Origin of the sequence: Sulfobacillus thermosulfidooxidans DSM 9293 (genome assembly GCF_900176145.1) — a bacterium.
GTDB classification, from domain to species: Bacteria; Bacillota; Sulfobacillia; order Sulfobacillales; family Sulfobacillaceae; genus Sulfobacillus; species Sulfobacillus thermosulfidooxidans.
In genome coordinates this window covers 1,774,429-1,786,142 of sequence record NZ_FWWY01000001.1, presented here as the reverse complement: position 1 = coordinate 1,786,142, position 11,714 = coordinate 1,774,429, and the positions used below count along the sequence as shown (strand labels likewise).

Genomic DNA, 11,714 nt, shown 5'->3' with positions numbered 1-11,714 from the left:
GTTTTCCTACATGATTCTGGTAAATATTAAATTGATGTTATTGCGTCATGAGTGATGAAAAGTAAATCGGGCCAATGGTTCCCGGACCAAAAATGGATTCCAAAACCTCTCGTACCTGATCCTTGAAGGTCGAAATCCCGCCGGATTGCGTAAATTCTTGATACGAAGTACTCCGAGCCAGGGTAATTAGATCGTTACGAATCTTTGCATCCAGTTCGGGAGAACCGGTTCCCGTTCCCCCTGTGGCTGCCGTTGGTGATCCTCCTTGAGCCGTTAAAGCCTGTTTGGTCACATTGAATTCCAAATTAAAACTCACATAATGCCCTGAACTGCCGAGGTTACTTTCAATTCCGGTCTCGGTCACAGAAATTGCCGTGAGAGGATTGTAGGGCAGGGACGCCACGACGGGCTTCGGAGTGTGGCTTAACAATGAGGGATCTCCAAAAATCAGAGCGGCAGCACCCGAACCGGCACCCAAAAGAAAAATTAGAAAATAGCTCAATATTTTTTTCACAATGAAATCCTCCTTGAAAAATCCATCTAAAATTTACAGGTTCCGTCATGACTCCCTGTACACTGAAACCAAGGAGGAGTAGACGTATTATGGAACCATTATTGTTTTGGGCCTTGGAAACATTATTGTTTAATGACTTTCAGCCATCCTCATCCAATTCCCCATTCCAAAACATGCTAACCGATGTAACCAATCAGCTATTGCCCGGGTCTTCCCAAGAGGCTCCGTCTGGCCCTAGCAACATTGCCGGGATTGACCAAGCCATCCAACAAGCTGCCTTGAGTACTGGACTATCCCCCGCCCTGCTAAAAGCCGTCGCGACGGTGGAATCGTCACTGAATCCGGCAGCGGTAAGCTCAGCTGGCGCCATTGGGGTGATGCAGCTCATGCCGCAAACCGCAGAGTCTTTAGGAGTCAATCCCTACAATGCGGAACAAAACATTTTAGGTGGTGCCGAGTATCTCAAGAGCCTTTTAGACAATTTCCATGGCAATTTGACCCTCGCTCTTGCCGCCTATAACGCGGGGCCTGGAGCGGTTGACCACTTTGGAGGCATTCCGCCTTACCAACAGACCCAAGATTATGTCCAAAAGGTCTTGTCCACTTATCAAGCCTTGGCCTCATCACCAGAGAGCACCTAAGTGATAATTTGGGTCAACCCCTTGTCTAAACTTTGAGAGATAGCGAGAATTTTGGCATTCATTTGATAGGCCCCCTGCGCTTGGATCAAATCCGTTAACTCCGAAGCCATATTCACCCCACTGGCATTAAGTGAGGATGTTTGCAACAGACCAGCGCCTCTCTGGCCTGGTTTTACCAGCACGGGTGTACCACTCGCCACGCTTAAACCATAGAGATTGTAGCCTGAGCTAATTAATCCGGCAGGATTGGGAATCAAAGCGATTTGCAGCTGGCCAACCGGTTTAAACGATTGACCCGGTAGGCCGGCCATCACCGTGCCGTCTTGGGTCACATACCAGCTCGAACCCGCAGGGATGGTAATCGGCGGATACATCACATTGCCATTAGGTAATTCTAAATGGCCTTGGCTATCCGTTTGAAGCGTTCCTGACCGCGTATAGGCTAAGCTGCCATCTGCCGTTTTTACGACAAAAAACCCGTTACCATCAATGGCCACATCATGGGGATTTGATGTCGCCATCATCTGATTTGAAAATACTGGCACATTTTCTGCCAAATGGGCCCCGGAAGTCAGGGACAATGACGGCTCGATGATTTGCTTGCCCACAGCGCGAAGCGCAGGCCTGAGTCTTTCGCCCGAACTCGATGCAAGAACGCTGACGCGCTCGCCAAACCCCGGCGTCTGGTTATTCGCGATATTGGTCGCAATTGCATTTAGCCATAAATTTTGGCTTTCTAGACCACTCGTCCCCGCACTCATCACACTAAACACGTTCCATTCCTCCTTCAACTCGCCAGTAGCCTCTAGCCATTAACAACAACAGGGGCTTAAAATCTCATCTCAGCGTTTTCCCTCTCAACTCATCTCATCTCAACTAGGCAATAATGCTGAGAGACGCTGCCGTCTTTAAGCGACTGCTTTCTTCATTAATGAGAGTGGTTAAAGATTGGTACGTCTGTTCAGCTTCCATCATCGTCATAGTTTCTTGCGTCATATTGCCATTGGATGTATTAACCGCTCCTTGCATCACTTGACCGGTAAAGGGCAGACGTCTAGGCGCCTGGTACAAGCTATTTCCGAGCGCCTTAATCCCTTGGTTAGGTAAATCAACCAGCCCTAGGGTGGCCACCACCTGACCATTTTGCGTAATTTGTCCTCCGGGGCTCACATGAAACGGAGCAAGGCCGACGTCAATAGGTTGTCCGCTAGAAGACAGGACGAAATCGCCCGTAGCGGTAACGAGCTGTCCTTGGGCATTGACCGAGAACCGCCCGTCTTGTGTATAAGCCAATCCTTTCGGGGTTTTTACCACAAAGAAGCCTTGGCCCATGATTGCCAAATCCGTATAATGGCCTGTGGTTCGTACCTGACCCGGGGTCAAATTCACTCCAGAAAGGACGGCCTGCTCGGTAATCACCTGACCAATCGGAACCATACCGGACGGACCTTGCCCCATCACCGTTTCCGGTAATAGACCGACCACTTGACTATGCTGGGCTAAATATCCCAAAGAATTTTGATTGGCCAGATTGCCTGCCACCGTTTCGAGCACTTGATGCTGAGTTAATAAGCCCGCGGCACCGGTATAGAGTGCATTCATCATCCTCACAACCTTTCGTGTCCGTCTCGTTTTCCTGATTGCCCTCGTTGTCGCTCTTTTGATTTCTCATAACAAGATCCATTCGCCCGTTATCCGAATTCCTTCCCGTTATCCGAATTCCTTCGGTAAGGAAGACAGAAGCGAACTCATGCGATGAACAAACTGTCCCCACCGTCCCCGTTTGGGAGGTTTAACGCGGTGAATCATCTGGTCAGCTAAATCCCCAATATCTTGCGCAGCCATAGAACTGGGGTACAACAGAATCAAGGGCTCTTGGCGAGACACGGCTTGTTGAGCATGCAGATCTTCGCGAACTACGCCAAAAAATCCGACAGGTTGATTTAACATGCGCTCCGCCAAGTTAATCACCCGCATTCCCATTTCTTCCCCATGCTTTAGGGACTTGCTACGGTTCATCACGAGTTGCAAGCGAACATTCCCTTGCGCTTCCCAAATGGATTTAATCAAACCATACGCATCGGCCAAAGCCGGGGGTTCAGGATTGGTCACTACTAACGCTTCATCGGCAGCTAACACAAATGACAGCACATTCGCAGCAATGCCAGCCCCTGTGTCCACCAATAACCAATCACATTCGCCCTCTAGGTCCTGAAATCCTTCTATGATGCCGGAGATTTCGACATCATCCAAAGACGCCAATTGACTAATCCCTGACGCACCAGGAATAATGCGCAATCCAAGGGGTCCTTGTTGGAGCACATCTTTCATGCTCACGCGTTTTTGCACCACATCCCATAGGGTAAAGCTAGGTTCATAGCCCAAGAGAATATTGATATTGGCAAGGCCCAAGTCGGCATCTAATATCACCACCCGCTGCCCTCTTTGTTGTAAGGCGATGGCCAAATTCAAGGTGAGTTGGCTTTTGCCCACTCCTCCCTTCCCCGAGGTCACAGCCACGATCCGGCTGCCTTGATTCCGTCTTTCGAAGATCTCTTCTTGCACTTTGGCGCTTTGGCGTTTAATCCAGGCGCGCAACTGGTCGGCCTGCTCAGCCATGGTAAGCTCCTCCTTTAACCAGCCACTGCAGTAAATGACCTTCCCGGGCACTTTCGATGTCATGGGGCACTTGTTGCCCGGTGGTGACATACATTACTGGATTTTTCAACTCTAACAAGGCGGACAGAACGGGTCCCGGGCACAACGCCTCGTCCACCTTGGTCAAACACAAGGTGACCGCGATATCCTGAGACAGTTTTTTCGCCGTATCTACAAACAATGAACGGGAATAGGTTGCGGGCATGCACAAGAGAACATCGGTGGCTTTGGCATGCTTCACCACACTGAGTCCAGAGCGTATCCCCATCGGCTCACTGATGCTATGTCCAGGGGTGTCAATCAAGACAACATCGGCGGGATAATCTTGAATATACTTGGGTACATCCTGCGGACGTTTGGCAATCACGACAGGCACATCCAAAATACTGCCGAAGGTCTGCAGTTGTTCGGAGGCTGCGACACGAAAGGTGTCCGTCGTAATGAGAAGAACGCGCTTGCCCTCTTCTAAACCCAATTTGCTGGCAAGTTTAGCAATCGTCGTGGTTTTTCCAGCCCCGGTCGGTCCAATAAACACTACAACATGAGGGGTATCACCACTCAAGGGCGGAGACAGCACAATACGCTCTCCCAAGAGTTCTTGCAACATGTCGAGCTGCGTATCCTTCTCGCCCTTAGGGAGGGCCCCGGTTAATTCTCGCGCCCACTTTTCATCCACTTCGAGCGACAATAAATGGGCAAGAATCGGACTATCTTTGGCTTTGCGGGGAGCACTGACCTGCGATATTTTTTTATCCATCTGCATTAACAGGGACATCATTTCTTCTAACCGCTCATCACGGCTCTCCCGTTCCGCAGAGGTACTGGTTACGGCAATTTCCGGGCGGGAACTCTCACTTTCGCGAGCCCGTTCAGAAACAGGGGCTGAGGACGGAAGAGGATAGTCAGTAGCGGCTAACACCTGATAGCCGCGCTCCCAAAACTTCCACCAGCGGTCTTTGGCGGGACCGGATGACAAGAGCACAGCCTCATCGCCCAATTCCCATTTCGCCCGGATTAAGGCTTCTTCGACACTTTGGCCCGTAAAGCGTTTAACAATCATATCTCTACCACTCCCATTGTTTTAATTCCGATATCACTTTGAATTTCGGCATAGGACAAAACGGTCAAATCTTTAAACAGCCGTTCCGTCAAACGCTTAAAATACAAGCGCACATAGGGGGATGAAATAACCACTTTGGGGACGCCTTGCGGCAACTTCAAAAGCTGGGTATTGAGGGCATTCACGACTTTTTGGGCAATCGTGGGATCGAGGTTTAAATAGGTCCCCCGGTCCGTTTGCTCTAAGGCGTCTTTCATTTCCTGCTCTATCGCAGGCGATAAGACGACTGCATGCAAAAATCCTTGTTTAATCAACGGCTCCGTGATATGACGCGACAATTGTTGGCGGACCTGTTCGGTTAACAAATCGATGTCGCGACTTGTCCTGGCCCCATCCGCCAAGGCCTCCAAAATGGTCGGCATATCGCGGATCGACACTTTTTCCCTGAGTAAATTGGCTAAGACGCGCTCGACTTCACCGAGAGTCAAGAGATCGGGAATCAGTTCAGAGACCACCACGGGGTGAGTTAACTTGACATAATCTACGAGTTTCTTGACTTCTTCACGATCGAGAATTTCATGCGCATGGTGACGAATCACTTCAGCTAAATGGGTCACCAAAATTGAGCCGGCATCAATCACCGTGGCACCGGCCAATTCCGCCCGGTCACGGGCATCTTCACGGATCCAATAGGCAGGCAGTCCAAAGACCGGATCCTTGGTTAAAATCGCGCCATCGATTCCCAGTTCCTGCCCACCCATTGCCAAAAATCTGTCGGGACGGACTTCAGAGGTCGCCACACTCGCGCCGCGAATACGGATGCGGTATTGATTAAGGGTCAATTCCAAACTGTCGCGCACCCTCACCGGGGGCACAACCAGTCCTAGTTCAGCGGTTATTTGACGTCTCAGTGCCATAATACGATCTCTTAAGTCTTGTCCGGCTTGTCCACCGACCAGGGGCACCAAACCCACTCCCACCTCTAACTCAATCACATCAAACCCAATCAACTGCATGACCGCTTCCGGTTTTTTGGCCAATTCTTGATTTTGTTGGTTTTGTCGCGCAATTTCTTGCGCTTTTTGTGCCTTCTGTCGTTGTTCGATTTGCCATCCCCCATAAAAGGCTATAGCTCCCAACAAAAGAGGCACAAAAGGAGGCAATCCGAGGGCGGCCATCAAAAACAGCACAATGGCGACAATGTATAACACCCGCGGCAATTGTGTCAGTTGGTTTAAGACATCTTTGTTGAGAGTCCCTTGCGATCCCGAACGGGTGACGAGAATTCCGGTTGCAGTGGATAATAAGAGGGCAGGAATTTGGGTGGTAATGCCTTCCCCAATGGTCAATATCGTATAGGTATTTAACGCGGTCGTGATCGCCAAGTGCCTTTCGGATAGCCCAATAATCAGACCACCGATAATATTGATAAAGACGATGATAATACCGGCAATCGCATCTCCACGAACAAATTTGGACGCCCCATCCATGGCCCCATAAAAATCGGCCTCCCGCTCAATATCCTGACGTCGTTTTTTGGCCTCTTGCTCGCGAATTAAACCCGCATTCAGCTCCGCATCAACAGCCATTTGTTTACCAGGCATGGCATCGAGCGTAAACCGAGCGGCCACTTCACTCACCCTTTCGGCCCCTCGGGTGATCACCATAAATTGAATCACGATCAGAATGATGAAAATGATAATACCCACCACGACGTTATTGCCGACCACGAGCCGTCCAAAGGTCTGGATGACAGAGCCCGGATCTCCTGATAGCAAAATAAGCCGGGTCGCCGTGACCTCGAGTGCCAGGCGGAATAAGGTGGTCAGCAATAAAAGGGAAGGAAACACCGACAAGTCTAACACTTCATTAATAAACATGGTTGACACAAGCACAGCAATAGATAAGGCAATATTGATAATGAGAAAGAAATCCAGAGCCCATGGTGGAATGGGAATCACCAGCATTAAGATTGCAATAACCGCAGCGACAGGCACAAAGGCTTCTTTTAACAACGCTCGGCTTTTGGCCATCAATTAATGCCTCCTCTCCATTCGGTGTGCATGACGTTTGCGAATCAAAAACGCCAAGATATCCGCCACCGCCTGATAATGTTCTTCTAAAATCACATGGCCAATCGGCACTTCGTAAAGCGACCGGGCTAAAGGGGGATTTTCCACTAGGGGTACCCCATGGCGGACGGCGATTTCCCGGATGTTATAAGCCATTTCATCCGCACCTTTGGCAATCACAACGGGGGCCGGCATGGTCTTCTCATCCCATTTCAGAGCCACTGCATAGTGCGTTGGGTTGGTAATCACCACTTGCGCATTTTTCACTTGCCGCACCCCTGAACGCCAAATGCGACGCGCCATTTCCCGCCGTTTACCTTTTATTTGGGGATTGCCCTCCGTCTCTTTCAATTCGTCCCGCACCTCTTGCGTAGTCATACGAATTTTCAATTGAAAGGCATAGGCTTGATAAGCCATGTCTAAGACACCAATGATAAAAAAGGCGACGGACATCACCAAAAGTACCTGGCTCAACATATTGAGCGACGTGCTTAAAGCTTGGCCGAGGGATTCCACCATGAGCCCAGCGTAATTAGCCAATTGCTGATGAATAACCCATGCGGCTAAGGCTCCCATGATCCCGACTTTTAATAAGCCCTTAAAAAGCTGCCAGACACTATCTCGGGAAAACATGCGTTTGAGACCTTCAACCGGATTCAAACGGGTCATATCCGCCTTAAGGGCGCTGAATGATAGCCGAAAGCCCTTTTCTAGACTGCTCGCAAATAGTCCCGCCACCAGTAAAGGGAGCGTCAAAGGTAAGAGAATGCGGATCATCACCGAAAAGGCTAAAAGCCATGCCGACGCCATCGTTCCTTGCGGATTTTCGGCTAGTTGCAGGACAGCCGATTCCATCTCGCCTAATTGGGTTCCAGCCCACGGCAAATAATGGCGAATCACGACAAAACCCACCGCTAAGGCGAGGGCAGCCTGAAAATCCGGACTTTTCCAGTGTTGTCCCTGTTTTTGTAATTGCTGCTTTTTATGGGGAGTCGCTTGTTGACTTTTTTCGCCAGCGGAAGCGAAATACATACGAGGCAGGCTGAGGCTCAAGTGACTCATGATTTTCCCTCCAAAATCGCCAAAAGCCGACTCACATCCACAAAAGCGTGATTCCAAAACTCGGGTAAGATCCCGACTAATATCGGAATCATGGCCGCAAACACCAAAAGACTGACCCCGAAATTAACGGGCAATGACAGAAAATAGGCATTCATTTGAGGAAAAGCCCGGGATAAAATCCCCACTGCCATGTTCACCACTAAGCCGGCTAACATGAGGGGAAAAGCCACTAGTAACGTCATTGTCAAGGCGCTTGACATCAGACCTATCACAAACGACAGGGCTGAGGTTGGAAAGCTCACCACATTAAGGCCAATAGCCTGAAATGAAGCATGCAGCGCAATGACCGATAATTCCAAGCCGCCGGAACCCACAAATACAAATAAGGCCAAGAGTGTTTGCCATTCAGATAAGAATGACCCACTATTATCTAAGGCGGGATTCGAGGTAATGGCTAGACCTAAGCCCAGTTCATAGGTGACCACCTGGCCCGCCATATCAAAAACGGAAAGAAAAAGCGATAAAATCAACCCCATTAAAACGCCAATCGCAAACTGAATCACAAGTCCCAAGGTCCACAACAATGAGGGCATGGCAGCGATTTTTAGGGTCGGCGCTAGCACAGCGGCGAGCATAATAATGATGACGACTTTGAGCATTCGCGGCAGGTAAGATGAACTCAGCACAGGGGCACTAAACACTAACCCGCTAATCCGCGCCGCAATCAAAAAATATTCTTGTGTTAAGGTTTGCGCACTCACCGTCATTGTCATTGTGCTCTCACGGATCTTGTTATGACCCCTTTGTCCTCGTGTGTTTGTGTTTTAGGGCAGATACGCCACGTGCCAAAATGTTGATAAATCATTTTGGGTAAAGGTCACCAAAAGCCTTAGAAACCATGGACCCGCCAAATACAGCATGATGCCCACGACAATCAATTTGGGCATAAATGATAGCGTGAGTTCTTGAATCTGTGTTGTCGCTTGAAATATTCCGACTAAAAGTCCGACAACTAACGCGGCAATTAAAATCGGGCCCAAAATAATTCCCGTCGTCATCATAGCCGACCGACTTAAGGCAATCGCATGATCAAACATTTCCCTCACCCCTATCTCACCCCATGAAAGGACATCACCAAAGACTGCACCACTAAATTCCAACCATTAGCTAATACGAACAACAACAGCTTTAAGGGCAAAGAAATCAATGTCGGGGGAACCATCATCATTCCTAATGACATCAATACCGTCGACACGACGAGGTCCACAATCATAAAAGGAATAAAAATATACACACCAATTTCAAAGGCCGTTTTCAATTCGGAAATAATAAAGGCTGGAATCAGAGCCACCGTGGGAACCTGGCTGAGATTCTTTGGTGGCGGCACATGATCCAAATGCAAAAACAATGCCAAATCACTAGGACGAGTTTGCTGATACATAAACACTCGCAAAGGGTCTAAAGCCCTGACCGAAGCGCGTTCTAATCCGATTTGTCCATGTAAGTAAGGGATTAAGGCTTGATGATCAATTTGACCAAACGTGGGCGCCATAATGAAAAAAGTGAGAAAAAGGGCCAAGCCAATTAACACTTGGTTAGGGGGAGTTTGCTGCAAGCCTAAAGCACTTCGTACAAACGCCAACACGGTAATCACACGCGTAAACGCCGTCATCGTCAGTAAGATGGCTGGCAAAAATGACAACAGGGTCAAGAGCGCTAAAATACTGATCACTTGGGATGGTGAGCTGCTTCCATGAGTACTCACCGAGATTTGCGGAATCGATGGACCTTGAGCAAAAGCCAAAGGTCCTGTGATGACCGTTCCGATCACCGTAGCCAGCACCCACAGCGTTCTCTTAACTCGTAATTTCATGACTTTCCCTCGTTACGCCGAATCTTATGCCACAAGTCCTCCGCAAATTGCGATAAGGTCGTTTCTTGCATGGCAATGATTGCTGGTGCTTGCCGGGCAATTACCTCTTCATCCACTTCCATTAGTAAGGAAATGTTTTGCTCGGTAATACCTAAAGCTACTGTCTTGTCCGCAATTTGGACAAGTGCAATTCCCCGTTTGGGACCCAGTGGCAAATAATCGATCTGTTGAAGATAATGGGCCTGACTGACCCGCCCCCACCCAATCTTTTTTAATAAGCGGGCGGCAAAGTACGCTAAACCCACCACTAAAGCCATAGCCCATAGAAAATTTAAAAAGACCGCAACAGAATTCAAAGCCCTAATCCCCCTAACTTCATGGGGTATTATATAAATTTCCATGGTTCGACAGGAAATAACAAGCAGTATTTATTGCAAAAAAGTTCACAGGAATTGTGTAGAATTTTACAGTCAGGAATTTGCGCCGTTTGCCAAATCTGAATCCATTCATTTCCGATTCCCAAGCCGTGGGCAATAAGTTCACCATTGCTGAAGCGCCGTTACCGGGGAATGTCAAACAAGCCACTTCACTTTTTGGTGGGTATTTGGGAATGTTTTCGAAAGCGAGCCGTGCCCAGCAGCAAGCCGGCTTTGCCTTTATCAAATATCTCACATCAAAAGCAGGACAGACGTATTGGATGGAACACAGCGAAGGCTATCTTCCCGTCCGCAGTGATGTCGCGGCAGAAGCCACTCAGTTCCTAAGCACCCATCCTGCTCAGCAGGTTTCATTAAGCGTCCTCAACACAGCAATTGCCGAGCCCAAAGTCGCTTGGTGGGATCAATTCTCCCACGAGGTTCTGCTCAATGCCATAATTGCCGTCTTGCTTAACAAGGAAACGCCGGTTCAAGCCATGCACAGTGCCTATCAACAGACCGTATCTCTCGCACAAAAAGACGGAACCTATCAGTAATAACGAAACAAGATAGCAAGCAGCAAGATAATAGCAACAATCTAAGGTCCTAAACGACGAAGCCCCTTTGGCAGACAACAGAAATTCCTTGTCCATAGGGGCTTCGTGTTATGGATTTAATGATCCGAAGTGTCGCTGCTTGAAGATGGGAGTTCTTGATCGCAATCTTGAAAACATGCCTCAACACTCTCACGCGACAAATTCTCACCCTTGACGTGAATACGCACTTCTCCATTATGCTCGACAACTTTGATGTCTTCCACCTGCACCCAAGCGTCCGAATCATGACAGCCGCATTGTCCCTCTTGACATGCCTGCACAGCTTCTTGAATGACGTTTAACGAAAAGTCCTTAGGGAAAACAATCTGAACTTCTCCGGCTTCTTCAACAACCTTACACGCTTGCTTAATTTGACTCACCTTGATTCCTCCTTATATCGATATCTATCGATTTATCAATCAAAAAAACCTAAATCCGTCCCTGTGGTGGGCATAAAGGAGTTCCGCAGCTGAGATTAAGACGGTTTAAGTAATCACGAAAAGCATTCCAAGTCGCGAGATTGACACGATAATAATGGTACGTGCCGTAGTTTTCTTGTTCCACTAATTCGGCCTCGACTAATATTTTTAAATGATGCGAAATGGTGGATTGGGACAATGGATATTTTTCCATCAAATCCATCACACAACAGGCTGGCACATTATCTTTGATCTCACACGCGGAAGATGATGTCCCAAAAAGATCACAGAATAACCGATATCGCGTTTCATGACCGAGCGCTTTAAAAATCATGACCGGATTCATAAATCGCCTCTTTCATCGATATCTATCGATATAATAACAAATGATATTGGGATTGTC

Annotated in this window: 15 protein-coding genes; 2 read left to right on the top strand and 13 right to left on the bottom strand. The window is 48.5% G+C overall.

The window, feature by feature from the left end:
* Positions 1-37 precede the first annotated feature (37 nt).
* The gene (locus B8987_RS08995; RefSeq protein WP_020375776.1) at positions 38-514 is read right to left on the bottom strand and encodes a flagellar basal body-associated FliL family protein; all 477 of its coding nucleotides are present in this window, start codon (positions 512-514) and stop codon (positions 38-40) included.
* Positions 515-603: 89 nt separating this feature from the next.
* On the opposite strand from B8987_RS08995, the gene B8987_RS08990 reads away from it, so the two are divergent.
* A complete protein-coding gene (locus tag B8987_RS08990) occupies positions 604-1,155 on the top strand; it encodes a lytic transglycosylase domain-containing protein (protein WP_020375775.1) in 552 nt (183 codons plus the stop codon).
* Here B8987_RS08990 and B8987_RS08985 read toward each other — a convergent pair.
* The 10 genes from B8987_RS08985 to fliO form a co-directional block, all read right to left on the bottom strand.
* Positions 1,152-1,928: a flagellar hook-basal body protein gene (locus B8987_RS08985; protein WP_084661293.1), complete on the bottom strand. Its 777-nt coding sequence runs from the start codon at positions 1,926-1,928 to the stop codon at positions 1,152-1,154. The two genes, B8987_RS08990 and B8987_RS08985, sit on opposite strands and share 4 nt — an antisense overlap.
* A 103-nt stretch (positions 1,929-2,031) precedes the next feature.
* The gene (locus B8987_RS08980) at positions 2,032-2,760 is read right to left on the bottom strand and encodes a flagellar hook-basal body protein (RefSeq protein WP_242823863.1); all 729 of its coding nucleotides are present in this window, start codon (positions 2,758-2,760) and stop codon (positions 2,032-2,034) included.
* A gap of 105 nt (positions 2,761-2,865) precedes the next feature.
* Positions 2,866-3,774, bottom strand: coding sequence for a MinD/ParA family protein (locus B8987_RS08975; protein WP_020375772.1), 909 nt, complete (start codon positions 3,772-3,774; stop codon positions 2,866-2,868).
* The gene (gene flhF / locus B8987_RS08970; RefSeq protein ID WP_084661292.1) at positions 3,767-4,873 is read right to left on the bottom strand and encodes a flagellar biosynthesis GTPase FlhF; all 1,107 of its coding nucleotides are present in this window, start codon (positions 4,871-4,873) and stop codon (positions 3,767-3,769) included. The genes B8987_RS08975 and flhF overlap by 8 nt, the downstream gene beginning before the upstream one ends.
* Positions 4,870-6,906 carry a flagellar biosynthesis protein FlhA gene (gene flhA / locus B8987_RS08965; protein WP_020375770.1) on the bottom strand — a complete coding sequence of 679 codons (2,037 nt, stop codon included), beginning with the start codon at positions 6,904-6,906 and terminating at the stop codon, positions 4,870-4,872. The genes flhF and flhA overlap by 4 nt, the downstream gene beginning before the upstream one ends.
* Positions 6,907-6,909: 3 nt before the next feature.
* Positions 6,910-8,007, bottom strand: coding sequence for an EscU/YscU/HrcU family type III secretion system export apparatus switch protein (locus B8987_RS08960; RefSeq protein WP_084661291.1), 1,098 nt, complete (start codon positions 8,005-8,007; stop codon positions 6,910-6,912).
* The gene (locus B8987_RS08955) at positions 8,004-8,780 is read right to left on the bottom strand and encodes a flagellar biosynthetic protein FliR (protein ID WP_242940652.1); all 777 of its coding nucleotides are present in this window, start codon (positions 8,778-8,780) and stop codon (positions 8,004-8,006) included. Before B8987_RS08955 ends, B8987_RS08960 begins: the two co-directional genes overlap by 4 nt.
* A gap of 51 nt (positions 8,781-8,831) precedes the next feature.
* Positions 8,832-9,104 (bottom strand): flagellar biosynthetic protein FliQ, encoded by a 273-nt coding sequence (locus B8987_RS08950; protein ID WP_084661290.1) that lies wholly within the window; start codon positions 9,102-9,104, stop codon positions 8,832-8,834.
* Between the two features lie 11 nt (positions 9,105-9,115).
* Positions 9,116-9,880, bottom strand: coding sequence for a flagellar type III secretion system pore protein FliP (gene fliP, locus B8987_RS08945; RefSeq protein ID WP_139793509.1), 765 nt, complete (start codon positions 9,878-9,880; stop codon positions 9,116-9,118).
* On the bottom strand, positions 9,877-10,236 hold the full coding sequence (gene fliO / locus B8987_RS08940) for a flagellar biosynthetic protein FliO (RefSeq protein WP_176213205.1): 360 nt from the start codon (positions 10,234-10,236) through the stop codon (positions 9,877-9,879). Before fliO ends, fliP begins: the two co-directional genes overlap by 4 nt.
* 131 nt (positions 10,237-10,367) lie before the next feature.
* Between fliO and B8987_RS08935 the strand changes: the two genes are divergently transcribed.
* A complete protein-coding gene (locus B8987_RS08935) occupies positions 10,368-10,853 on the top strand; it encodes an extracellular solute-binding protein (protein WP_176213204.1) in 486 nt (161 codons plus the stop codon).
* Positions 10,854-10,969: 116 nt separating this feature from the next.
* Here B8987_RS08935 and B8987_RS08930 read toward each other — a convergent pair whose 3' ends face one another.
* Positions 10,970-11,272, bottom strand: a complete 303-nt coding sequence (locus tag B8987_RS08930) for a hypothetical protein (protein WP_084661287.1) — start codon at positions 11,270-11,272, stop codon at positions 10,970-10,972.
* 49 nt (positions 11,273-11,321) lie between these two features.
* On the bottom strand, positions 11,322-11,657 hold the full coding sequence (locus B8987_RS08925; protein ID WP_084661286.1) for an ArsR/SmtB family transcription factor: 336 nt from the start codon (positions 11,655-11,657) through the stop codon (positions 11,322-11,324).
* Between the last annotated feature and the right edge of the window lie 57 nt (positions 11,658-11,714).

Coding starts and splice junctions, on each gene's coding strand:
- flhF (WP_084661292.1), bottom strand. CDS start 4,873: ATGATTGTTAAACGCTTTACGGGCCAAAGTGTCGAAGAAGCCTTAATC.
- B8987_RS08960 (WP_084661291.1), bottom strand. CDS start 8,007: ATGAGTCACTTGAGCCTCAGCCTGCCTCGTATGTATTTCGCTTCCGCT.
- B8987_RS08950 (WP_084661290.1), bottom strand. CDS start 9,104: ATGTTTGATCATGCGATTGCCTTAAGTCGGTCGGCTATGATGACGACG.
- B8987_RS08955 (WP_242940652.1), bottom strand. CDS start 8,780: ATGACAATGACGGTGAGTGCGCAAACCTTAACACAAGAATATTTTTTG.
- B8987_RS08975 (WP_020375772.1), bottom strand. CDS start 3,774: ATGGCTGAGCAGGCCGACCAGTTGCGCGCCTGGATTAAACGCCAAAGC.
- B8987_RS08925 (WP_084661286.1), bottom strand. CDS start 11,657: ATGAATCCGGTCATGATTTTTAAAGCGCTCGGTCATGAAACGCGATAT.
- B8987_RS08990 (WP_020375775.1), top strand. CDS start 604: ATGGAACCATTATTGTTTTGGGCCTTGGAAACATTATTGTTTAATGAC.
- B8987_RS08980 (WP_242823863.1), bottom strand. CDS start 2,760: ATGATGAATGCACTCTATACCGGTGCCGCGGGCTTATTAACTCAGCAT.
- flhA (WP_020375770.1), bottom strand. CDS start 6,906: ATGGCCAAAAGCCGAGCGTTGTTAAAAGAAGCCTTTGTGCCTGTCGCT.
- fliP (WP_139793509.1), bottom strand. CDS start 9,880: ATGAAATTACGAGTTAAGAGAACGCTGTGGGTGCTGGCTACGGTGATC.